Annotated in this window: 29 protein-coding genes and 1 tRNA gene; 6 read left to right on the top strand and 24 right to left on the bottom strand. The window is 62.8% G+C overall.

What is annotated here, in order from left to right:
• Positions 1-22: 22 nt before the first annotated feature.
• The 6 genes from rplT to CCOS865_RS11010 all read left to right on the top strand — a co-directional run bounded on the left by rplT (position 23) and on the right by CCOS865_RS11010 (position 4,751).
• Positions 23-379 (top strand): 50S ribosomal protein L20, encoded by a 357-nt coding sequence (rplT, locus tag CCOS865_RS10985; protein WP_043860801.1) that lies wholly within the window; start codon positions 23-25, stop codon positions 377-379.
• 109 nt (positions 380-488) lie between these two features.
• On the top strand, positions 489-1,505 hold the full coding sequence (pheS, locus tag CCOS865_RS10990; protein ID WP_119140615.1) for a phenylalanine--tRNA ligase subunit alpha: 1,017 nt from the start codon (positions 489-491) through the stop codon (positions 1,503-1,505).
• A gap of 33 nt (positions 1,506-1,538) precedes the next feature.
• Positions 1,539-3,920 carry a phenylalanine--tRNA ligase subunit beta gene (gene pheT, locus CCOS865_RS10995; RefSeq protein ID WP_119140617.1) on the top strand — a complete coding sequence of 794 codons (2,382 nt, stop codon included), beginning with the start codon at positions 1,539-1,541 and terminating at the stop codon, positions 3,918-3,920.
• A gap of 4 nt (positions 3,921-3,924) precedes the next feature.
• Positions 3,925-4,227: an integration host factor subunit alpha gene (gene ihfA, locus CCOS865_RS11000; protein ID WP_009394049.1), complete on the top strand. Its 303-nt coding sequence runs from the start codon at positions 3,925-3,927 to the stop codon at positions 4,225-4,227.
• The gene (locus CCOS865_RS11005; RefSeq protein ID WP_008100384.1) at positions 4,208-4,564 is read left to right on the top strand and encodes a MerR family transcriptional regulator; all 357 of its coding nucleotides are present in this window, start codon (positions 4,208-4,210) and stop codon (positions 4,562-4,564) included. Before ihfA ends, CCOS865_RS11005 begins: the two co-directional genes overlap by 20 nt.
• A gap of 110 nt (positions 4,565-4,674) precedes the next feature.
• Positions 4,675-4,751, top strand: a tRNA-Pro gene (locus tag CCOS865_RS11010).
• A gap of 69 nt (positions 4,752-4,820) precedes the next feature.
• On the opposite strand, the gene CCOS865_RS11015 is transcribed toward CCOS865_RS11010, so the two are convergent.
• From CCOS865_RS11015 to CCOS865_RS11125, 24 genes are all read right to left on the bottom strand, one after another.
• A complete protein-coding gene (locus CCOS865_RS11015) occupies positions 4,821-5,984 on the bottom strand; it encodes a tyrosine-type recombinase/integrase (RefSeq protein ID WP_244216093.1) in 1,164 nt (387 codons plus the stop codon).
• Positions 5,870-6,271 (bottom strand): hypothetical protein, encoded by a 402-nt coding sequence (locus tag CCOS865_RS28425; protein WP_244216083.1) that lies wholly within the window; start codon positions 6,269-6,271, stop codon positions 5,870-5,872. The genes CCOS865_RS11015 and CCOS865_RS28425 overlap by 115 nt, the downstream gene beginning before the upstream one ends.
• Before the next feature lie 37 nt (positions 6,272-6,308).
• A complete protein-coding gene (locus CCOS865_RS11020; protein WP_119140621.1) occupies positions 6,309-6,725 on the bottom strand; it encodes a hypothetical protein in 417 nt (138 codons plus the stop codon).
• 56 nt (positions 6,726-6,781) lie between these two features.
• Positions 6,782-7,108: a hypothetical protein gene (locus CCOS865_RS11025; RefSeq protein WP_208644517.1), complete on the bottom strand. Its 327-nt coding sequence runs from the start codon at positions 7,106-7,108 to the stop codon at positions 6,782-6,784.
• Complete coding sequence (locus CCOS865_RS11030) at positions 7,105-7,518, bottom strand: phage protein NinX family protein (RefSeq protein WP_119140623.1); 414 nt, start codon at positions 7,516-7,518, stop codon at positions 7,105-7,107. Before CCOS865_RS11030 ends, CCOS865_RS11025 begins: the two co-directional genes overlap by 4 nt.
• Positions 7,515-7,850: a hypothetical protein gene (locus CCOS865_RS11035; RefSeq protein WP_119140625.1), complete on the bottom strand. Its 336-nt coding sequence runs from the start codon at positions 7,848-7,850 to the stop codon at positions 7,515-7,517. Before CCOS865_RS11035 ends, CCOS865_RS11030 begins: the two co-directional genes overlap by 4 nt.
• Entirely contained in the window at positions 7,847-8,104 is a 258-nt protein-coding gene (locus tag CCOS865_RS11040; RefSeq protein WP_119140627.1) for a hypothetical protein, read from the bottom strand. Before CCOS865_RS11040 ends, CCOS865_RS11035 begins: the two co-directional genes overlap by 4 nt.
• Positions 8,101-8,751, bottom strand: coding sequence for a hypothetical protein (locus CCOS865_RS11045; protein WP_119140629.1), 651 nt, complete (start codon positions 8,749-8,751; stop codon positions 8,101-8,103). Before CCOS865_RS11045 ends, CCOS865_RS11040 begins: the two co-directional genes overlap by 4 nt.
• Positions 8,752-8,868: 117 nt before the next feature.
• Entirely contained in the window at positions 8,869-9,315 is a 447-nt protein-coding gene (locus CCOS865_RS11050; RefSeq protein ID WP_119140631.1) for a YecA/YgfB family protein, read from the bottom strand.
• 154 nt (positions 9,316-9,469) lie between these two features.
• The gene (locus CCOS865_RS11055; RefSeq protein ID WP_119140633.1) at positions 9,470-10,393 is read right to left on the bottom strand and encodes a DNA cytosine methyltransferase; all 924 of its coding nucleotides are present in this window, start codon (positions 10,391-10,393) and stop codon (positions 9,470-9,472) included.
• Positions 10,390-11,547 (bottom strand): RNA-directed DNA polymerase, encoded by a 1,158-nt coding sequence (locus CCOS865_RS11060; protein WP_119140635.1) that lies wholly within the window; start codon positions 11,545-11,547, stop codon positions 10,390-10,392. The genes CCOS865_RS11055 and CCOS865_RS11060 overlap by 4 nt, the downstream gene beginning before the upstream one ends.
• A gap of 202 nt (positions 11,548-11,749) precedes the next feature.
• Positions 11,750-12,106: a four helix bundle protein gene (locus CCOS865_RS11065; RefSeq protein ID WP_119140637.1), complete on the bottom strand. Its 357-nt coding sequence runs from the start codon at positions 12,104-12,106 to the stop codon at positions 11,750-11,752.
• Between the two features lie 52 nt (positions 12,107-12,158).
• Positions 12,159-12,767 (bottom strand): Lcl C-terminal domain-containing protein, encoded by a 609-nt coding sequence (locus tag CCOS865_RS11070; RefSeq protein WP_119140639.1) that lies wholly within the window; start codon positions 12,765-12,767, stop codon positions 12,159-12,161.
• Between the two features lie 66 nt (positions 12,768-12,833).
• Positions 12,834-13,427: an Lcl C-terminal domain-containing protein gene (locus CCOS865_RS11075; RefSeq protein WP_119140641.1), complete on the bottom strand. Its 594-nt coding sequence runs from the start codon at positions 13,425-13,427 to the stop codon at positions 12,834-12,836.
• Between the two features lie 62 nt (positions 13,428-13,489).
• Positions 13,490-13,852: a hypothetical protein gene (locus tag CCOS865_RS11080; protein ID WP_119140643.1), complete on the bottom strand. Its 363-nt coding sequence runs from the start codon at positions 13,850-13,852 to the stop codon at positions 13,490-13,492.
• Positions 13,827-14,192, bottom strand: coding sequence for a DUF7740 domain-containing protein (locus CCOS865_RS11085; protein ID WP_119140645.1), 366 nt, complete (start codon positions 14,190-14,192; stop codon positions 13,827-13,829). The genes CCOS865_RS11080 and CCOS865_RS11085 overlap by 26 nt, the downstream gene beginning before the upstream one ends.
• Positions 14,193-14,273: 81 nt before the next feature.
• A complete protein-coding gene (locus CCOS865_RS11090) occupies positions 14,274-14,798 on the bottom strand; it encodes a hypothetical protein (RefSeq protein WP_119140647.1) in 525 nt (174 codons plus the stop codon).
• Positions 14,795-15,424, bottom strand: coding sequence for a lambda exonuclease family protein (locus CCOS865_RS11095; RefSeq protein ID WP_119140649.1), 630 nt, complete (start codon positions 15,422-15,424; stop codon positions 14,795-14,797). The genes CCOS865_RS11090 and CCOS865_RS11095 overlap by 4 nt, the downstream gene beginning before the upstream one ends.
• On the bottom strand, positions 15,411-16,355 hold the full coding sequence (locus CCOS865_RS11100; RefSeq protein WP_119140651.1) for a recombinase RecT: 945 nt from the start codon (positions 16,353-16,355) through the stop codon (positions 15,411-15,413). The genes CCOS865_RS11095 and CCOS865_RS11100 overlap by 14 nt, the downstream gene beginning before the upstream one ends.
• Positions 16,356-16,362: 7 nt before the next feature.
• The gene (locus CCOS865_RS11105; protein WP_119140653.1) at positions 16,363-17,484 is read right to left on the bottom strand and encodes a coiled-coil domain-containing protein; all 1,122 of its coding nucleotides are present in this window, start codon (positions 17,482-17,484) and stop codon (positions 16,363-16,365) included.
• A gap of 283 nt (positions 17,485-17,767) precedes the next feature.
• Positions 17,768-17,950 (bottom strand): hypothetical protein, encoded by a 183-nt coding sequence (locus CCOS865_RS11110; RefSeq protein ID WP_119140655.1) that lies wholly within the window; start codon positions 17,948-17,950, stop codon positions 17,768-17,770.
• Positions 17,947-18,168: a hypothetical protein gene (locus CCOS865_RS11115; RefSeq protein WP_119140657.1), complete on the bottom strand. Its 222-nt coding sequence runs from the start codon at positions 18,166-18,168 to the stop codon at positions 17,947-17,949. Before CCOS865_RS11115 ends, CCOS865_RS11110 begins: the two co-directional genes overlap by 4 nt.
• Complete coding sequence (locus tag CCOS865_RS11120; RefSeq protein ID WP_119140659.1) at positions 18,165-18,359, bottom strand: hypothetical protein; 195 nt, start codon at positions 18,357-18,359, stop codon at positions 18,165-18,167. Before CCOS865_RS11120 ends, CCOS865_RS11115 begins: the two co-directional genes overlap by 4 nt.
• A complete protein-coding gene (locus tag CCOS865_RS11125; protein WP_119140661.1) occupies positions 18,356-18,769 on the bottom strand; it encodes a hypothetical protein in 414 nt (137 codons plus the stop codon). The genes CCOS865_RS11120 and CCOS865_RS11125 overlap by 4 nt, the downstream gene beginning before the upstream one ends.
• Between the last annotated feature and the right edge of the window lies 1 nt (position 18,770).

Here is an 18,770-nt window from a genome sequence, read left to right on the forward strand (position 1 = left end):
GTCTAGATAGAGGAAATTACTCATGGCTCGTGTAAAGCGCGGCGTAATCGCTCGTAAGCGTCACAAGAAAATTCTGAAACTGGCCAAAGGCTACTACGGTGCACGCTCGCGCGTATTCCGTGTTGCCAAGCAGGCTGTCATCAAGGCTGGTCAATACGCCTACCGTGACCGTCGCCAGAAAAAACGTCAGTTCCGCGCTCTGTGGATCGCTCGTATCAACGCTGGTGCTCGCGTCAACGGTCTGTCGTACAGCCGCCTGATCGCTGGCCTGAAAAAAGCGTCGATCGAAATCGACCGCAAAGTTCTGGCTGACCTGGCAGTGAACGAAAAAGCGGCGTTTGCTGCGATTGTCGAGAAAGCTAAAGCCGTTCTGGCTTAAGTACCCACGACAATCATCCGGCGGCGCTCGCGTCGCTGGGTGTTGAACGTCATCGATAGGGGAAGAGCCTTCAAAGCTCTTCCCCTATTTTCGTATCTGGAGTCTGTACATGGAAAACCTGGATGCGCTGGTCTCCCAAGCCCTGGAAGCCGTGGAGCGCGCTGAAGACATCAATGCCCTGGAACAGATCCGGGTTCAATTTCTCGGCAAGAAGGGCGAGCTGACCCAGGTGATGAAGACCCTGGGCAACCTGCCAGCCGACGAGCGCCCCAAGGTCGGCGCGCTGATCAACGACGCCAAGGAACGCGTCACCGTCGTGCTCAACGCACGCAAGGCGGCCTTTGAAGAGGCCGAGCTCAGCGCTCGCCTGGCAGCCGAATGCATCGACGTGACCCTCCCAGGTCGTGGTCAGACCACCGGTGGCCTGCACCCGATCACCCGTACCCTCGAGCGCATCGAACAGTTCTTCACCCACATCGGCTACGGCATCGCCGAAGGCCCTGAGGTCGAAGACGACTACCACAACTTCGAAGCGCTCAACATCCCCGGCCACCACCCGGCCCGGGCGATGCACGACACCTTCTATTTCAATGCCAACATGCTGCTGCGTACCCACACCTCGCCGGTGCAGGTACGGACCATGGAGTCGACCCAGCCGCCGATCCGCATTGTCTGCCCGGGCCGCGTCTACCGCTGCGACTCGGATATCACCCACTCGCCGATGTTCCACCAGGTCGAAGGCCTGCTGATCGATCGCGACATCAACTTCGCTGACCTCAAGGGCACCATCGAAGAATTCCTCCGGGTGTTCTTCGAGAAGCAACTGGACGTGCGTTTCCGTCCGTCGTTCTTCCCCTTCACCGAGCCGTCCGCTGAAGTCGATATCCAGTGCGTGATGTGTTCTGGCAAAGGCTGCCGCGTCTGCAAGCAGACCGGCTGGCTGGAAGTCATGGGCTGCGGCATGGTCCACCCGAACGTGCTGCGCATGTCCGGCATCGACCCTGAAGAGTTCCAGGGCTTCGCCTTCGGCATGGGCGCCGAGCGCCTGGCCATGCTGCGTTACGGCGTCAATGATTTGCGTCTGTTCTTCGACAACGACCTGCGGTTCCTGGCGCAATTCCGCTAGGCCACTAATCGACGCAACTTTCAGGAGAACAGCATGAAATTCAGTGAACAGTGGCTGCGCGGTTGGGTCAACCCGCACGTCTCCCGTGACGAGCTGGTCGCTCGTCTGTCCATGGCCGGCCTCGAAGTCGACAGCGTCACCCCGGCGGCTGGCCAGTTCAGCGGCATCGTCGTTGGCGAAGTGCTGAGCACCGAGCAGCACCCCGACGCCGACAAACTGCGCGTGTGCCAGGTCAGCAACGGCCAGGAGACCTTCCAGGTCGTCTGCGGCGCCCCCAATGCGCGCCCGGGCATCAAGATCCCGTTCGCCATGATCGGCGCCGAACTGCCGGGCGACTTCAAGATCAAGAAGGCCAAGCTGCGCGGCGTCGAGTCGTTCGGCATGCTCTGCTCGGCGGCTGAGCTGCAGATCAGCGAAGAAAACGACGGCCTGCTCGAACTGGCGGCCGACGCACCGGTCGGCGAAGACATTCGCCAGTACCTCAACCTCGACGACGCCAGCATCGAGATCGGCCTGACCCCGAACCGCGGCGACTGCCTGTCGCTGGCCGGCCTGGCCCGCGACGTCAGCGCCCTGTACGACGTCCCGGTCACCCGCCCGGTAGTGCCTGCCGTGCCGGCTGCGCATGACGAAGTGCGCTCGGTCGAAGTGTCCGCGCCGGCTGCGTGCCCACGCTACCTGGGCCGCGTCATCCGCAACGTCGACCTGTCCAAGCCAAGCCCGCTGTGGCTGGTCGAGCGCCTGCGCCGCTCCGACGTACGCAGCATCGACGCCGCCGTCGACATCACCAACTATGTGATGCTCGAGCTCGGCCAGCCGATGCACGCCTTCGACCTCGCCGAAATCAACGGCGGCATCCGCGTGCGGATGGCCGAAGAGGGCGAGAAGATCGTCCTGCTCGACGGTCAGGAAGTCGCCCTGCGTGCCGACACCCTGGTCATCGCCGACCACACCCGCGCCCTGGCCATTGCCGGCGTGATGGGTGGCGAGCACAGCGGCGTGAACACCGAGAAGACCCGCGACCTGTTCCTTGAGAGCGCCTTCTTCGAGCCGATTTCCGTCGCTGGCAAGGCCCGCTCCTACGGCCTGCACACCGATGCCTCGCACCGCTACGAGCGCGGCGTCGACGCCCATCTGGCCCGCGAAGCCATGGAGCGCGCTACCGCCCTGGTGCTGGAGATCGTCGGCGGCGAAGCCGGCCCGATCATCGAAAGCGTCAGCGAGCAGCACCTGCCCAAGGTCGAGCCGATCACCCTGCGCGACGAACGCATCACCCAGATGCTCGGCATGCAGATGGACCCGGCCCAGGTCGAGCAGCTGCTCAACGCCCTCGAGCTGACCACCACCCGCAGTGGGGAAGGGCAGTGGACCGTCACCGTGCCAAGCCACCGCTTCGACATCAGCCTCGAAGTCGACCTGATCGAAGAGCTGGCTCGCCTGTACGGCTACAACCACCTGCCGGTCCGCTACCCGCAAGCCCGCCTGGCGCCGAAAGCCGCCCCGGAAGCCCGCGGCGAGCTGCCGACCCTGCGCCGCCTGCTGGTGGCCCGCGGTTACCAGGAGGCGATCACCTACAGCTTCATCGACCCGAAACTGTTCGAGCTGTTCAGCCCTGGCGTCGAGCCGCTGCTGCTGGCCAACCCGATCTCCAGCGACATGGCCGCCATGCGCGCCTCGCTGTGGCCCGGCCTGGTCAAAGCCCTGCAGCACAACCTCAACCGCCAGCAGGACCGCGTGCGCCTGTTCGAGAGCGGCCAACGCTTTGTCGGCCAACTCGGCGACCTCAAGCAGCAGCCGATGATCGCCGGCGTCGTCACCGGCACCCGCCTGCCGGAAGGTTGGGCCAACGCCCGTGATGGCATCGACTTCTTCGACGTCAAGGCTGACGTAGAAGCGCTGCTCGGCTACTCCGGTGCACTGGACCAGTTCACCTTCGTCGCCGGCAAGCACCCAGCCCTGCATCCCGGCCAGACCGCCCGTATCGAGCGCGACGGCAAGGAAGTCGGCTACCTCGGCGCCATCCACCCAGAGCTCGCCAAGACCTTGGACCTGGACCGCCCGGTATTCGTTTTCGAGCTGGTGCTCGAGGACGTGGTCGAAGGCAACCTGCCGAAATTCAGCGAGCTGTCCAAGTTCCCGGAAACGCGGCGTGACCTGGCGTTGATCGCAGGTCGTGATGTGGCTTCGAGCGCGGTACTTGAATTAATTCGTGACAATGCAGGCGAATGGCTCACAGACCTCAGGCTGTTTGATGTCTACCAGGGTAAAGGCATTGATCCTGATAGAAAAAGCCTGGCGGTCGGCTTGACCTGGCAGCATCCATCGCGCACTCTTAATGACGATGAGGTGAATGCCACCCTGCAGACGATCCTCACCTCGCTCGAACAAAGGTTGAACACCACGTTAAGGAAATAACGGCATGGGTGCTCTGACGAAAGCTGAGATGGCCGAAAGGCTGTACGAGGAGCTGGGGCTCAACAAGCGTGAGGCGAAGGAACTCGTCGAATTGTTTTTCGAAGAGATCCGCCACGCGCTTGAAGACAACGAGCAGGTCAAGTTGTCCGGTTTCGGCAACTTTGACCTTCGCGACAAACGCCAGCGGCCGGGCCGCAACCCCAAGACAGGGGAAGAGATCCCGATCACCGCACGCCGCGTCGTCACCTTTCGTCCAGGGCAGAAGCTGAAAGCCCGGGTAGAGGCCTATGCTGGAACCAAGCCATAACGACGAGCTGCCCCCCATCCCGGGCAAACGCTACTTCACCATTGGTGAAGTCAGCGAGCTCTGCGCGGTGAAGCCGCACGTGTTGCGCTATTGGGAGCAAGAATTCCCACAGCTGAACCCGGTCAAGCGGCGGGGCAATCGGCGGTATTACCAGCGCCAAGACGTGCTGATGATCCGCCAGATTCGCGCGTTGCTGTACGACCAGGGCTTCACCATTGGCGGGGCGCGGTTGCGGCTTTCCAGTGATGAGGTGAAGGATGAGTCGAGCCAGTACAAGCAGCTGATCCGGCAGATGATTGTCGAGTTGGAGGATGTGCTGGTGGTGTTGAAGAAGTGAGCTGATCCGACGAGTGGAAAGTTTTTTGAAAAAAAGCTTTCATTAATCAAAAGGTTAGGGTAAATTCTTCTTCGTTCTCAGCAAGATCGAGAACATGCTTCAAGCCCAGTCGGGGCGTAGCGCAGCCCGGTAGCGCACTTGCATGGGGTGCAAGGGGTCGAGTGTTCGAATCACTCCGTCCCGACCAATATATTCAGTGACTTAGCCACCCTCGGGTGGCTTTTTCATTTCTGCATATGGGGACTTTTTCGGGACATCATCCGATTTTCCTCTTCAATATCGTCAGCACCGGCCCACGCGAGTCCGTTGTTGATACCATGTTCGCAGCCTCAATCAGCTTGCCCAGCTCAGCGCCGGAGTAATGACTGGTGATGCTGCCGTTCTTGTGCCCGAGCAGTGACTTCCGATCTTCTTCAGTAACGCCCGCGGCCCGCAGTCGGCGGCCGAAGGTGTGCTTCAGATCGTGAATCCTGATCGAGGCGTACCCAGGGTGAGCGGGGCGAAGGTTTTCCTCCTGCCAGAGTTTCGCCGCTCTCACCCGAGCCTTCTTCCAAGCGGAGTCGTTCATCCGGTGCATCGCGGTGCCGTTGTATGGGAAAACCCATTCCTTGCTGACCCCGCGCTGCCGCTCAATGATCGACTTGGCCACGCTGTTGAGCACCACCAGGCGCTCGTCGCCATTCTTTACGCCCGACCGGGCGTGTCTCCCGCCGAAGTCAGCGGGGATCAGGAAAACACTGGTCCCAAGTTCCGGCACCGATATCTCCCAATCCCATCTGAGCTTGCAAACCTCCTGCTCCCGGCAGCCTGTGTTCACCTTGAACAGAGCCATCGTTTGCAGGTGGCCAGGCAATTCGCCAAACAGGATCGACTGCTCTTCCCATGACATCGGGTAGGGCTTCCTGCTCGACTTCTTCTCCTCGAGCTTTTTCAGCATTGGCACGCTGTCCAGCCAAGGGCGCCGGTCATCATCCCGCCACTTTCGCGCGCAGAGGGTCAGAACCCGAACTGCTCGCTCAATCGCGATGTTGATCGTTCTGTTGCTCACGGCCTTCTCAATGGACCCGTCAGGCAGCACCTTCTCTGTCTGGCGGTCACGGATGAATGGCTCCAGCGCCTGGTCGTCAATGTGCGTCAGCGGCAGGTGGCCCAGGTATGGGTGGAGCTGCTTCATGCACAGTGCGGTGAGGTGAATGGATGGCTGATCCTTGACCTCAAGGAGGTAGCGCATTGCGGCTTCCTCCCATATTCGAATCTGCCGCACCCCGTAGACCTTCTGCTGTCGCAGCTTTTCCAGCTTGTGGATCAGGTACTGCTCTGCTTCTTCCCGGTCACCAGTTCCAGTACTTTCTCGAATTCGCTCGCCTTTGTAGACTTTGTCGATCTGCCAGACACCGCCTTTCTCGTAGAGCCCGGTAATCGTTTTTCGCGCCATGTATCATCTCCTCGGCGCTCGCTGCGGGGCCGATTGTTGTCCTGTCCGGTGGCTTTTTCAATCGCCTTCGCCTCGATGTAGGCGTCTGCCCACTCATCGAGCTCCTGCCGGTCGAAGGCCACGCCCTGTTTCCCGATCGGGAATTCCCGGACGCTTGGCCTGACCGTCTTGTTGAATTCGTCCCGGCACATGCCGAGGTACCCAGGCGCATCGCCGAACCGGATGAACCGTGGCTGAATGCTTGAGGGCTTTGCTGCTGTGGCATTCGCCATGTTGGTCTCCATGCCGCCGGTGGCGGCAGGTTGGTGGTCAGGCCGCGTCGGCCAGGGCGAACACGATCCCGCGGCAGTAAGGCGCGCCGTCCTCGACCACCTCGAAAGTGGCATGGGGGATATCGGTCTTGTAGGTCCAGCTGTAGCCGTCCTCCTTGCTCCACAGGGCCTCGATGGTTTTGGCTGATTTTTGCCGGTGCACGTACTCGGCGACCTCCTCATCGCCATCCACGCAATCGCGATCAGGCAGTACACCGTCAGCATCGACGAAAGCCATCCCGCCGTCGTAGCAGCCGATTTCTTCACGGCGAGCACCGTAGAACTCCATCAGGTCGTCGCTGGCGCCGCAGAGGATCACCAGGCCGGCGCTCTGTGCCGCGATGATCAGCGTGCCGGGGATGCGGGTTGGGTATTCGAGGCCGTTCAACTGCGCGGCGAGTTCTTCTTTCGTCATGGCAATAGCTCTCCATGCCCGCGAGTGTCGGCGGGCTTGAGTTGTAGGGGGAGGGGTTACAGCAGATGGGCTCCGGCTTCGAGCAGGCCGTCGCGTTCTTCCCGCAGCCGTTCGGCCAGGTGCCATGGCGTCCAATAACCATCCACCATAGGTACGGCCAATGGCTGCTGCGGCCCGTTCCAGCGGAGGCCGTAGCGAGGAAGACCTTCTCCATTGGGAGGCCGTGGCGGCCACTCAGGGCGAAGACCTTTCAGTTCCTCGATCTCGGCCAGCAGGCTTTTAACTCCGGCAGCAAGCTCGCGGTGGTGTTCGTCAGCGCAGAAGCGCCGATCAACTGCTACACGATCGGCCAAGGCCTTCAGCTTTTCTTTGTTGATAGTCATTGGCATAGCTCCGTCGGCACCTGAACGGTATCGCCGATCTTGGCGGCGACGTACGCGCGACACGCTGCGATGAGGCGGGTTTCACCCCGACCGAATCCCACGCGGGCATCGCCGCCATCAAGCTCGATCCACACCTCTGCACACCGGCCACCGCCCAGGACTTTGGGGGCTCGCCGCTCTTCCGGGTCAACGCGATCAATCAGCGGCCCGCCCAGCGCCCAGTCCTCCCATGGGTTGTACCGCTCAGTACGCTCGGTCACCGTGGCGCGGTACCGGGCGAACACTCGCCAGGGCACTCCGTTGTAGCTGGGCTCGGCCAGGTGCAGGTCCAGCCCTTCGGCCTTGCCTACCGCCCATCCCAGCGCCTCGCCGACCAGGTCTGCTGTCTTCACTTCGATGAGTTCGGTCATGGCATCTGCTCTCCGCGCTGCGCGGCAACGCTGACGATTGCCGTGCGAGCGGCCTTCCGGCGATCGCCGTGCGCATGCTCGCTATCTACCCAGACCATGGTGTCGTCCGCCCAGACGGCTTCGGATTCGCCAGATCCTTCAACATGGATCTGGATGCCAAGATCAATGGCCAGCTTGAAAGCGTCGCCGTCGTTGATGCTTGGATTCCAGTGCGCCCTGGTGCCCGACTTACCCCGGATGCGCAGCGGCCATTTCGGATCGCTGCAGGTGCAAGGCTCAACTTCAATACCGGCAGCCTTGGCGGCGAGCAGCAGCTCTTGGAGTTCAGTCACAGCTGGTACCTCTCATCAATCCAGCGCCCAGGCGCCAGTGCGGGTGTAGGTCCGTTGTCCTGCTGTTCGTGCGGGGAGAGCTGGCGCTGGTTGCCGGCCTGTAGCTGGATGACCGGCTCGCACTTGGGCTGCTGCTCGCGGCCGGCCCCAGTGACGAACACCAGCAGACCGATCAGGACTAAAACCGCGAGAAGCTCGTCCCAGTCGAGGAGGCCGCGTGTGGCCGTGCGTATTGGGTCGTTTGGGCCGGTCATGGCTCGATCCTCTTGAACTCGACCGCCCAGACCCATGGGTTTCCGCTCCACGACTCATCGCCGTTGATGCTGCTCCAGAGGCACTCGAATAACTGGGCGGCGGTGAGCGTCTCGTCTGCGTCTGGTACGTGCCGAAGGAAATCCACGCCTTCTGCTTCGGCTTGCTTCTCGCTGATGTCCTGCAGCAGCTCGACGCGCACTGCGGTGATTTCCAGCAGGATGCGGCTGGCCCAGCGCGGCATGTGGATCGATGGCCGCCCTCGGCCCTGCGAGAGCATTGCGCATCCCGTCTGCCGGATGCTGCCATCTGCCGGATAAAAAACTGGCTCGCCCTTGCTCAGTTCGCGCGGCGCGATCGAGTCGAGTTGAGCATCTGCCAGCCAGGCCTCGCGCACCCACAGCCGGTCACCTGGCTGGCCATACGGGCATACAATTGGGTGCTCGGTGCCTTTGGCATCCAAGCAGCTCTCGTCAAAAGTGTGCATGGGGCGCCAAGACTCGTCTTCCTGCTGGTGAAGCTCGAAGCTGCTATCAGCGCTCCGCATGCTGGGCTTGATCTCGCGCCGTGTGACAGTCTTCCGTCCTTCCAGAATGGCGCGGACCATTGGCCCGCTGAACAAGATCGGGCGTTCCTTTGCTTGAGACATAGCTTCGCCTTGGCCGCCATATCGCGGCAGTGAATAGAGGGAGAGGGTGGTTAAAGAAATCTGTGGGGATTGCCCGGGAATGAAGATTTTCTGGGCGGGGTGAAGATTTTCTGCGAGTCAGGCCTTTTTGCTGGGCTCGACAGAATGGCCGGCGCTTGCAGATGCGGCCTCAGCAAGAAGGTCAGTGGTCAGCATGTCGAGAGAGATCACCGATCCATTCCCCTGCAGCCAGTCGCGCAACAGCGCATCCCGCTCGGCCAGCTTGCGCGATACGGCCACGAATGCGCGGTCGGATTCGGCCAGCTCTGCGCGAAGCCGCTCAACCTCAGCCGGATCTACAGGGAGGAGCGACAGAATCTCGCGGGCGGCCTTCAGGGCTTGCTCTTCGTTGAATGTCGCGCCTGCGCCGCCCAAAGCCGGCTCGCCGTTGTTGCTGAAGATCTGCAGGATTGCCTGGTCTTCGATAGGAGTCGCCGGGTAGTCAGCGCAAGCCAAGTCGCGAAGATCTCGCGCAATATCCCGCAGCCTGCTTTCGGGGACCCTGACCATCTTCTCTGTGCTCATGGACGATTCTCCGTTTGATACCTGGCCTGCCGCTTCTTCGAGCAGGCCCGGTGATTGCCGTGGGCGCGGTTCTTGCCGCACTCGTCGCAGGTGTTGGTGAGTTCGAATTGGGGCATGCCGGCCTGGGGCCGGGCGTAGGATCGACGCATGGGCCTCATGCGGCCTCCATCAGTGCTTCAATGACGCGCTGGCCGGCCAGCGGCGGTACTGCATTGCCGGCCATGTGCATGGTCAGCCGGTGGCTGTCAGGCCTGAGGGTTTCAGCTGGAAACGACATCGCGGCCAGGGCCTCGTCGGCGCTGAGCATCCGCATGCGGTCGCCGTCGACTAGGGCCCAACGGTCCACTGTGGTGATGGTGCCGATCGGCCGGTCGATGTCACGGCCGGTAGTGCCAGAGCCCTTGCCGTAGTAGGGCATGATGAAGCGGTCGCCAAAGCGCTGTCGCCCGTTGCGCACCCTGTCGAGAGTGGCTTGGGCCCGGCCCGGCTTCTCGATCTGCGACCAGCGCCCGGCGTCGAAGTCGAGAAAGATGGTGGCTGGCACATGGCGCTCGCGCTGAAGCTCAAGCATCAGTGGCGCTTTGCTGCGCGTCAGCACCATGAACAGGCGCACCCGGTGCTGCGGCACGCCGAGGTCGGCACAGTCGACGATGTGCGGCGCGGCCTGATAGCCGAGCGCCTGAACGGCCTGCAGCCAGGCCGGGTAGAGCACCCAGTCGGTGAACTCCGGCACGTTTTCAATCACCGCCGCCGGCGGCCGGTGCACCTCCAGAGCCGACACCGGCGCCCAGGCCGTCGAGCGCGAAGCATCGTGCTCAGGGTTGCCCGACTTCTTGCCGCGGGCCTTGGCATGACCCTGGCAACAGGGGGATGCGAGCAAAATATCGTGTGCCGGCACCTGCTCCCAACGCGCCTGGTGCAGGTCTTGGCAGACGTGCAGGGTTTCTGGGTGGTTGGCGCTGTGCCATTCAACGGCAACCGGCCAGTGGTTTGCCGCCCAGAGAACCTGGACGCCTGCGGCGCGCGCGCCGGTGCTCCATCCGCCGAGGCCGGCGAACAGGTCGATTGCTGTTGTCATGATTTCCTCGGGTAGGTCTTGGTCAGCTCGCCGTTGACCGTATGGCCCCGGCGCAGGATCAGGTTCGCCAGTGCGGCGCGGTCTTTCTGGCTGTGGCTGGCCTGGCTGAGCAGGCCGAAGTAGCTGTTGGCCGTCTCGCGCAGGTCCTCCACCGGGGCGGCGGCGGTGCGCTTCATGGCCTGGGCTACCGACTTCTTGCGGGTGGTGCGCCGCCACGGCTTGATCACATGCCCGACGAAGTCCACGCCACGGTCAATTGGCTGCAGGATGGTCTTCTTCGGGTTGAGCCTGGCGCCCAGGCTTGGCAGGAACTGCTCGATCCTGCGCAGCCACTCGTTCAACTGCTGCGCAGAGTCGTGCAGCAGCACGAAGTCGTCGACGTAGCGGATGTAGTGCTTCGCGCCCAGTTCGTGTTTGCAGAACTGGTCCAGGGCGTCGAGGTAGACGTTCGCGAAGAACTGGGACGACAGGTTGCCGATCGGTAGGCCCAGGTGGGCCGGCTGCGCGGCAAGGCGCTTGTGCTGCGGAACCCGGTTGAACAGGTGCGCCGGGCTGCGCGTCGAGTAATCCTCGAGCGGGTCGTGCATGAGCACCTGCAGGGTCAACTGCCGCCACCAGGGATCAGTGATCCTGCCGACGATCTGCTCGGCCAGCACGCGCTTGTCGATCGCGACGAAGAAGTTGGCAAGGTCGCACTTGAGGTAGAAGCCGGGGCGGGACCAGTTCTGCGTCTGGCTCCGGATCTTCGCCTCAAGGCGCTTGCCGGCGTACAGCGTGCCGCGGCCTTTGATACAGGCGCAGCTGTCCGCAATGAAGCTGCTTTCGATCCGTGGACCGATGCGGTTGTAAAGCAGGTGGTGCACGATGCGGTCGCGGAAGTCGGCGGCCCACACCTCGCGGGCCTTTGGCCGGGTGACCACAAAGCAGATTGAGCGACCTGGCCGGTATCGGCCGGTGACCAGGTCGTGGTGCAGCTCCGTCAGGTTCCGCTCGAGGCTCACTTCGAATGCCAGCGCGCTGTTGCTGTTGCGCTTCGAGCGCCGGCAATCGTAGTAAGCCTGGACCAGTTCGCTGAACGGGTAGGGGTTCGAATCTGCGGACGGGGCGGACGCGAAGCTCGTTGTTCTTGTCGTTGTTGTTCTGATAGCCATCATCGAAGTTCATGTTGAACGCGTAATTGGCCGAGCGCTGCGACCGGTCGTGCTATCTACGTCGCCCCGGCGATCGCTCATCGGGGTAACTGTGCTGGACCTAAACGGACGCTTTAGACCGGCGGTATCCATGCTGCACATGGCGGTGATCTCAGATCAGCGGCACGACCAGATTCAATTCGCACAGGCCAGAAAGCCGTAACCTTCAGGCAGCGGGCGCGGATGGGGTGAAGCGTTTCCAGGCGTTGGCCTGCTTCCCGATAGAGGTGGTGACCTCCATCGTTCCTGCGTGCTGCGGGACGCTGATATAGCGGCTGTCCTTGAACAACCGCATGAGCAGCTCGATCACCTGCACCTTCTCAACCAGCTGTGTCAGGTGGGGTCGTTTGTCCTGGGCAGCGTTCGCCCGGGCGATGAGCATGAGCACGTCAACGCACTCGTCGATCACGCGCCGGCCCAGTGACTGCTTCAGCTCGCGCGGGATGTTCTTGGTGAGGTTCGTGGCCATCTGCAACAGGCCGCTGGCGGCCTTGTAGATGGAAAGCTCAGTGTGCATTGCCATGGCATGCCCCTCCGTGGGCGGCCGGCCGCAAGCGGCCGGTTAAATGACTGAATTACTGAATGAGCTCGCTGCGGACGGGGCGGACGCGAAGCTCGCCGCTCTTGCCGTGGCCGTGCTGAAAGCCAGCACCGAAGTCCATGTTGAACGCGTAAATGGCCGAGCGCTGCGAAGACGACCAGTACCAGGTGTCGCGGAACGCCTCGGCGCCACCCTCTTGGAAGGCCTCATGCGCGGTCTGCTTGGGATCCTCTTCGCTATACAGCAGGCCTACAGGCTCGCTTTGTGGGTTGTCGCCATTGCGCAGGCCGGCCCAGTTCTCTTCGATGGTCGGCTTGAAGTGGCGGTACTGCAGCTCCTGCACGTCGCGGGCGGGGATCGCCCAGTCAGTGAAGCCGCCAATCTCCAGAGCCAGAACCTGCTTGGCCAGCTCGCTTCCGGCGGCGGCCATTGCCTCGGTGTTGGCGCGGCTGTTGGTGAAGCTGTCGGCGCCTTCGATCTTCGCGCCGAACTCGCCCCAGGCGCCTTTCAGCTCATGGGCGGCGCCGGCCGTGATCCAGAGGTGACGCTCGCCGGTGGCCGGGTCGCGGGTGATGCCGGTGACGAAGCCGCCGCCGTATGCCTGGCCGATAGCCGGGGTTGCCGATTTCTCAACTGCGCTCATGTGATGCTCCTTGTGTGCAGGCAACAAAAAAGGCGCTGATGCGCCTTTGGTCGAATGGATGAAGGATTAAATGAAGAATCTGCGGACGGGGCGGACGCGAAGCTCGATGCCCTTGCCGTAGAAGTCCTGATAGCCACCAGCGAAGAGCATGGTGAACGCGCAACAGGCCGAGCGCTGCGAGCTGCTCCAGTACGCCCCTTCGGTGATCAGGCCGTGAACCCATGCCTGGTAGAGCTGGGATGCGGCCGGCAGGTCAAAGTCGGCGTGGCCGTCAGCCTGGTGTGCTCGAGCGGCTTCGGCAGCAGGGTGGCCGCCCTCGGCGATCAGGGTGTCGGTGTTGGCCTTGCCGTCGTGTCGACTGACCGCCTTCGACTCGGTGCTGCGGCCACCCCATTCGTGCTCACCGACATCGCGGTCGGCGAAGATCAGGTAGTGCGCTGGCACATCGCCGTGCACCGGGATGAACCCGCCATTGATGCCGCCCTGGCCCGGCCAAGGCTGGCCCACGGCAGGAATGTCTGCCTTGCCAATTGGCTGAACGTTGGCCGCTGGCGGCAGCACTTGGGCAAACACACTGGCGACCGCCAGCTTCGCCAGGGAGGAAGCCGGCATCTTGATCGTGGTGTCGCCGTGCTTCAGGGTGATCATTTCAGGCTTCATGAGTGATCCTCAGGATGGCGCCGCCCTCCATGGCTGGATGCGGCATAGTGAAATAGGGTTGGTCAGGCGCGCTGAGCGATCAGAAGAATGCCTGTGTCGTCTGGGTCATCGCCGAGCAGCAGGTCGGGTGCGCGCAGCTCCCGACCAATGCGGAACTGGTCGAGCCGGCGCGCCACAAAATCAGACACAACGATTTCGTGGCGCGGTGCGCTGAGGAAGTGGCGGGCCGCTTCAGGCCCTAGCTCATGTATGCGGTGGATCAGCAGGGTCATGGCCTCGCCGTTTTCCTCTACCTCGGCCCACTCCATGATCTCGGCTAGGGCCTGGCGGGTGCCAGCGCGGGCTTTCATGCGCAGCTCTTCGATCCCGGCCTTGGCTTCCTTCTCCTTGCGCTTATCGTCACGCTGCTTCGGCGTCAGAGCCATCATCGCCTCCATTGCGCACAAAGCTGGTGCCAGGGCCGATATCCAGAAGGTCGCATACCCGGTTGACGATCTTGATCGCGGCGTCGAACACCTTGGCGTCATCCGGCTCGCGGGCCATGCGCTTCAGGTTTGGCTGGTGCTCCAGGCAGACCTTGTCGACCAGGCGTCGAGCCAGCCCGCGTATCGCATCCGCACTGTCATCGAAGCGCAGGCTGAGTGCGAAGGCCAGGGCCACATCGTCAGGCCGGTACTGGCCGCCGCTGCGGGTGATGTACAGCTTCTTGACCGGCCGATTCATCCAGGCCGGCAGGGTTACGACTCCAGAGGGTGCTTTCTGCATGGTGCTGCTCCGATAAGCCGCTGGGCGGCAGGTGGAACTGTTCTTGCCGGCGGCGCTGGCGGACTAGGGTGCTGATGCGCTTCATTTCTTGACGAACACCCGGGGGAAGTCGACTTGATTTCGCTCGACGATGTTGGTCAGGGCGCCGTAGCTGATGCCGATCTGTTTGGCTACCTGGTTGCGATTCAGGCCCACATCGCGAAGGGCGCAGATCCGCTCTACCAGCTTGAGCTCGTCGATACGTTTCTGATTGCGCTGGATCTGTCGCTGAGCTTCGCGCTTGTCTCCGTCGCGCGGCTTGCGCTCCGCTCGCCGGTATACGAAGTTGCCCTCGCGGGCCAGGCGGAACAGGGTCTGCCTGGAATAGCCGGTGGCCTCGTGGACTTGCTGGGAGGTCATGGTCTTGGCCAGTCGCCTGATTTCCGAGATCTGCGAGAGCTTGCGGGCCAGCCGCGGATCTTCACTCTTCTCAGGCGCCGCCCGAATCACCTCGATGTCGCGGTGTGGCCGGGGCGGTACGTACTGGAAGCCGTCGAGAACGATGATGCTTCCTCCAGAGGCAAGGAAGGCCGCTTGTGCGGCCTCCAGGTCGATTGATGGGTTCATGCTGCCTCCTTCATCCGCTCGCGCATTTCCTTCTCCAGGTCGCCGAGCTCTTCCAGAAACGCCTTGATCTCGGCCTCCATTTCGCGGATGCGCTTGAAATCTCGCTCGAAGCGGTGGCACACATACTGAAGCGGCTCAGGCAGGCGGTCGTCGTAGCTGACGAAGTCTGCCCAGGACCTGCCGGTGCAGGCCATCTGAGCCAGCATCTGCCACTCGTACTGCGGGTCGTGCCGTTCGGACTGCATTGTGGCGATATGGGTGGCTGTGTTCGGGCACTTGATCTCCAGCACGCCATCATTTCCGACCAGGCCGTCCGGCGAAGCGCCGAAACCCGGAATGGTCGGGTGCATGACCAGTCCGGTTTCAGCCACCATCAGGCCCTTGTCAGCCTCGTAGGCCATGCACGCAAAAGGCTCAAGTTCTACGCCGCGCTGCACTGCAGCATTGCGGGAAAGGTCGGCGCCGCCCGATTGACCGGTGAGGCGCTCACACAGAAGCTCCATCATGTAGTTCTTACGGGTAGCTGACGGCGCGCCGCCCCTGCCGCTGGCCATCACGTCTTTAACTCGGCTCGCGGTGACACACCCAAGGCGTGCCGCGAACCATTCAGCGCTACGCTGCTCCATCTAACACCTCCTCAGATTCACCTTCGATGGGCGCTGCCTGGGCCTTGAGTGCGTCGGCGCGCTTCGTCACCTCTGCTTTGAATCGGGCGTGGCCAGTTGCGTCCTTGGCCTGCTTCAGGGCGGCCGTGGCCTGCTGGTACACGTCGGTCAGCGCCTCCAGACTGCCGGCCTTCTGCGCCAGAGCGATCCAGCTATTCACCATTTCCGGATCGGTGGGTGCTGATCCCGACAGGCTGGCCAAGCCCTCGCCGCCGTCCGTGTTCAGATGGTGGATCGCCTGCTCCAGGCGCTCTGTCTTCGGCCAGTATTTGTAGCCGCGCTTGACCACGGTCTTCTTGGCCATCTCGCCCGGGTCTGTAACCCACGGGCAGGACTTGTTCTTGCTGACCCAAGCCTTCCAGGCGCTGGAGCGATCGCGAATCGCATTCACGTCCTCCATGCTCATGGTCTCGGTGAGGTAGTCGCCGTCGGCAGTCTTCACGACCACGTAGACGCCGATCACCTCGCCTCGGTCCTTCGCGAACGGGTTGTAGGAATGGGTTGGCGGCTTGTCAAAGCCGTTCAGGCTGAAAGCGTCGGCGGCGTAGACTAGTTCGGCCTGGGCCCAACGTATGGCGCCGGTCGACATGGCCAGGTCCATCAAGCCGATATAGCTGATGTCCAAGCAGATGCGGCCGTCGCGCGGAACCAAGTAGGCCTGCTTCTTGGCCGGATTCAGGCTGATGCCGATGGCGGCGATGTTGGTTATCGCGTTAGCCACCGACTGCCGATTCTGCATTGCAATCTTGGTGGCGTACTCGCTCGAGGTAATCACCTGGATGGCGAATTCGGCCTCGCGCTCGAAGTTCAGCGAGCGGTCGGTCAGCACGTTGGCGAACTGATTCCGCTGCGCGTAAATGTCTTGCGAGATTATGGCTACTGCCTGGCTCATGGCGACCTCAGTAGGAAATGGCGATGTTCGGGATCTTGCGCTGGGCGATCAGGGTGACCGCTTGCTTGGCGCAGGCCTCAGGCATGCCCTCGGCCAAGAAGGCTTCCAATGCGGCGCGGTTGATGCTGGCCCGGTGCGCCTTGTCGGCCTCGCGGGCTTCTTGCTGCCGGACGATTTCGGCGGCAGCGGCATCAGCGCGGCGGCGCTCGTCCTGGCGCGCCTGCTCGGCTGCTTCTTCTTGCCGGCGGGCAGCGGCCTGGCGCTCCTGCTCCATCCGCTGCTCGGTGGCAACGCGGTCGGCCTCGGCTTGCACCCTGGCGCGCTCGGCTTGCTCGGCCTGCAGCTTGAGTTGGAGGCGCTGGTTCTCGGCTTCGCGCTCTTGCGCGGCAGCCTGGTCTTTCAGGTCCTGCTCGCGCTTGGCGGCCGCGTCACGTTCTGCTTGCTGCTCCCGGGCAACGCGCTGGCGCTCAGCCTCGACGGCGGCTTCCTGTGCCAGCCTGATCCGGTCTTGCTCTGCGCGCTCATCTGCTTCGCGGCGCAGGCGGACCAGCTCTGCCTGCTCGGCGTCGTACTTCTGCCGCGCGGTCAGAGCTTCACGCAGCGCAGTCAGCACCTGGTCCTTCACCTGGCCAGCCTCTGCGTCGAACTCTTCCCAGGTGTCGCCCAGAGCCACGGCCTCGACCCGGCCGATCCGCGTCAGCAAATCCTCTGCGTCCAGCAGGCCCAGTTCGATGCCCTCGGCCTTGATGGCCGCGACGCCTTGCTCATGCCGGGACACACGCGCCGCCTCAGCTTCCTCCCACTCGGTCAGCGGACGGCGGACTTCTTCCTGCCACGCGGTGAGCGTGTCACGCATGCGCTTGCGCTCGGCGTCGATCTTCTTCGGGATTTCCTTCAGCTCCGAAACGAGCTCTTTACCCAGGTCGTCCAGCGCGGACTTCGAACGAGCGATGCTGTAGGCGATAGAACCGATGGCTTTGCGGCCCTTGGCCGTCTTCACGTCCGGCACGAAGGTGTCGATCTGGTCGCGAATATGCTTGAGGTACGGGTCGAGGCCATTTGGGGCCTGGAACACCTGCAGGGCTGTTTCTTTCGGCGGCACAACGGCCAGTTCGGTTTGTGCGGACATTGGAAAACCTCGCGCCAGGCCGGCGCCGTCAGTTGAATAGGGGAATGCCAGGTCACGCTCGTGAAGTAGGGCGGGCGCCCTGGCTGCGGCGGATGGTTGCGCGCTCTCACCGCTTACGCTCCCGCGAGGGGTACGGTTATCCCGAAGGCCCGCCGTGCTCGGGTGTGAATTCAGGAAGTGATGGTGCCGGCCAAGGCGCTCAGGAGGAGCCAGCCGGTGCAGAAGGTGAGGGCGAAGAATGAGCCGCGCCAGGTGGCTACGCGGCGGGCGCGCTGGTGGCTGGTCATTTCAGATCTCTCCAGCCCAATACGCCGTCGATGTAGATCCCGTCGTGAGTTGCCCAGCGTTCTTCGAAGCTGTGAAACCGGCATTTCCACTGGATGCGCTGCCCGTTATCAAGCTGGCGCAACACCTGAACGACCCTTGAGTCAGCTGGGCAGCCTGTTTTCCAGCCGACCAGTTTCATGCCCGCACCTCGTACCCGACCGTCCATTCGCCGCAGAGACACGCACGGCAAGACCAAGCCAGCGGGTTCTCGATGCTGGCCAGCTCAGCCTGGCGCACCGCGGCCGCGAAAGTTGGGCCCTTGAACAACATCAGCACCCGGTCGGCCGGCATGGCCTGGGCCTCGGACAGTTCGGCAACCTGCTCGTCTATGAGCGTCTTCACGATTGGCGTGGTCATGCAACCTCCTTGCGCCCATCAACTATCTTGTTGAGGCGCCCGCAGTAGTGGTTGAACTCTTCGATGGTGATTCGCTGGTCGGCCAGCATTTCGGTGAGGAGCTTCTGCACCATGACGTTCCAGGTCAGATCTGTACCCGGGTGCGACATGGCGTCGAGCTCTTCGTCGATCAGGACATGGGGGCTTCTCATTGCGCGTCCTCTGCCTGGGCCAGAACTCCTTCTTTGGCGAAGGGGGTCAGTAGCTGGCGGGCGATCTCTTGCAGCGCCGCCTCGGGGCTGGCCACGCTCAAGATCTCTTCGGCCGCGGCCGCCGCATCACCGGTGACCTTGCTGCGCGCCGCGAGGACCAGGCGGCCCAACACAGAGTTGCTGATCCCCGACAGACCAAGCTGGCCCATCACGAACTCATCCACCGCCTGGGCGAAGCGCTCATAGGTGACACCCTGTTTCGGGCGCATCCGGCGCTGGAAGACCACATCGCGGCGCGCCATCAGCTCAGCGATGCCATCGTCGACCCACAGGCGCTCCGGCACATCGTCCGGGTGCTCGCCTGGAAGGCGGTTGTCGTACTCAAACTGTGCTGCTCGAAGTGCGCCCATG

Source organism: Pseudomonas reidholzensis (assembly GCF_900536025.1).
GTDB lineage: Bacteria > Pseudomonadota > Gammaproteobacteria > Pseudomonadales > Pseudomonadaceae > Aquipseudomonas > Aquipseudomonas reidholzensis.

What these genes read in the sequence shown, in the direction of transcription:
- CCOS865_RS11020 (WP_119140621.1), bottom strand. Translation starts at nt 6,725, where the DNA reads ATGACGAAAGAAGAACTCGCCGCGCAGTTGAACGGCCTCGAATACCCA.
- rplT (WP_043860801.1), top strand. Translation starts at nt 23, where the DNA reads ATGGCTCGTGTAAAGCGCGGCGTAATCGCTCGTAAGCGTCACAAGAAA.
- CCOS865_RS11055 (WP_119140633.1), bottom strand. Translation starts at nt 10,393, where the DNA reads ATGACAACAGCAATCGACCTGTTCGCCGGCCTCGGCGGATGGAGCACC.
- CCOS865_RS11050 (WP_119140631.1), bottom strand. Translation starts at nt 9,315, where the DNA reads ATGAGCACAGAGAAGATGGTCAGGGTCCCCGAAAGCAGGCTGCGGGAT.
- CCOS865_RS11075 (WP_119140641.1), bottom strand. Translation starts at nt 13,427, where the DNA reads ATGAAGCCTGAAATGATCACCCTGAAGCACGGCGACACCACGATCAAG.
- CCOS865_RS11120 (WP_119140659.1), bottom strand. Translation starts at nt 18,359, where the DNA reads ATGAGAAGCCCCCATGTCCTGATCGACGAAGAGCTCGACGCCATGTCG.
- CCOS865_RS11105 (WP_119140653.1), bottom strand. Translation starts at nt 17,484, where the DNA reads ATGTCCGCACAAACCGAACTGGCCGTTGTGCCGCCGAAAGAAACAGCC.
- CCOS865_RS11045 (WP_119140629.1), bottom strand. Translation starts at nt 8,751, where the DNA reads ATGTCTCAAGCAAAGGAACGCCCGATCTTGTTCAGCGGGCCAATGGTC.
- CCOS865_RS11025 (WP_208644517.1), bottom strand. Translation starts at nt 7,108, where the DNA reads ATGACTATCAACAAAGAAAAGCTGAAGGCCTTGGCCGATCGTGTAGCA.
- CCOS865_RS11030 (WP_119140623.1), bottom strand. Translation starts at nt 7,518, where the DNA reads ATGACCGAACTCATCGAAGTGAAGACAGCAGACCTGGTCGGCGAGGCG.
- CCOS865_RS11005 (WP_008100384.1), top strand. Translation starts at nt 4,208, where the DNA reads ATGCTGGAACCAAGCCATAACGACGAGCTGCCCCCCATCCCGGGCAAA.
- CCOS865_RS11070 (WP_119140639.1), bottom strand. Translation starts at nt 12,767, where the DNA reads ATGAGCGCAGTTGAGAAATCGGCAACCCCGGCTATCGGCCAGGCATAC.
- ihfA (WP_009394049.1), top strand. Translation starts at nt 3,925, where the DNA reads ATGGGTGCTCTGACGAAAGCTGAGATGGCCGAAAGGCTGTACGAGGAG.
- CCOS865_RS11110 (WP_119140655.1), bottom strand. Translation starts at nt 17,950, where the DNA reads ATGAAACTGGTCGGCTGGAAAACAGGCTGCCCAGCTGACTCAAGGGTC.
- pheS (WP_119140615.1), top strand. Translation starts at nt 489, where the DNA reads ATGGAAAACCTGGATGCGCTGGTCTCCCAAGCCCTGGAAGCCGTGGAG.
- CCOS865_RS11085 (WP_119140645.1), bottom strand. Translation starts at nt 14,192, where the DNA reads ATGCAGAAAGCACCCTCTGGAGTCGTAACCCTGCCGGCCTGGATGAAT.
- CCOS865_RS11065 (WP_119140637.1), bottom strand. Translation starts at nt 12,106, where the DNA reads ATGGCAATGCACACTGAGCTTTCCATCTACAAGGCCGCCAGCGGCCTG.
- CCOS865_RS11060 (WP_119140635.1), bottom strand. Translation starts at nt 11,547, where the DNA reads ATGATGGCTATCAGAACAACAACGACAAGAACAACGAGCTTCGCGTCC.
- CCOS865_RS11125 (WP_119140661.1), bottom strand. Translation starts at nt 18,769, where the DNA reads ATGGGCGCACTTCGAGCAGCACAGTTTGAGTACGACAACCGCCTTCCA.
- CCOS865_RS28425 (WP_244216083.1), bottom strand. Translation starts at nt 6,271, where the DNA reads ATGGCGAATGCCACAGCAGCAAAGCCCTCAAGCATTCAGCCACGGTTC.
- CCOS865_RS11100 (WP_119140651.1), bottom strand. Translation starts at nt 16,355, where the DNA reads ATGAGCCAGGCAGTAGCCATAATCTCGCAAGACATTTACGCGCAGCGG.
- CCOS865_RS11080 (WP_119140643.1), bottom strand. Translation starts at nt 13,852, where the DNA reads ATGGCTCTGACGCCGAAGCAGCGTGACGATAAGCGCAAGGAGAAGGAA.
- CCOS865_RS11040 (WP_119140627.1), bottom strand. Translation starts at nt 8,104, where the DNA reads ATGACCGGCCCAAACGACCCAATACGCACGGCCACACGCGGCCTCCTC.
- CCOS865_RS11095 (WP_119140649.1), bottom strand. Translation starts at nt 15,424, where the DNA reads ATGGAGCAGCGTAGCGCTGAATGGTTCGCGGCACGCCTTGGGTGTGTC.
- pheT (WP_119140617.1), top strand. Translation starts at nt 1,539, where the DNA reads ATGAAATTCAGTGAACAGTGGCTGCGCGGTTGGGTCAACCCGCACGTC.
- CCOS865_RS11115 (WP_119140657.1), bottom strand. Translation starts at nt 18,168, where the DNA reads ATGACCACGCCAATCGTGAAGACGCTCATAGACGAGCAGGTTGCCGAA.
- CCOS865_RS11090 (WP_119140647.1), bottom strand. Translation starts at nt 14,798, where the DNA reads ATGAACCCATCAATCGACCTGGAGGCCGCACAAGCGGCCTTCCTTGCC.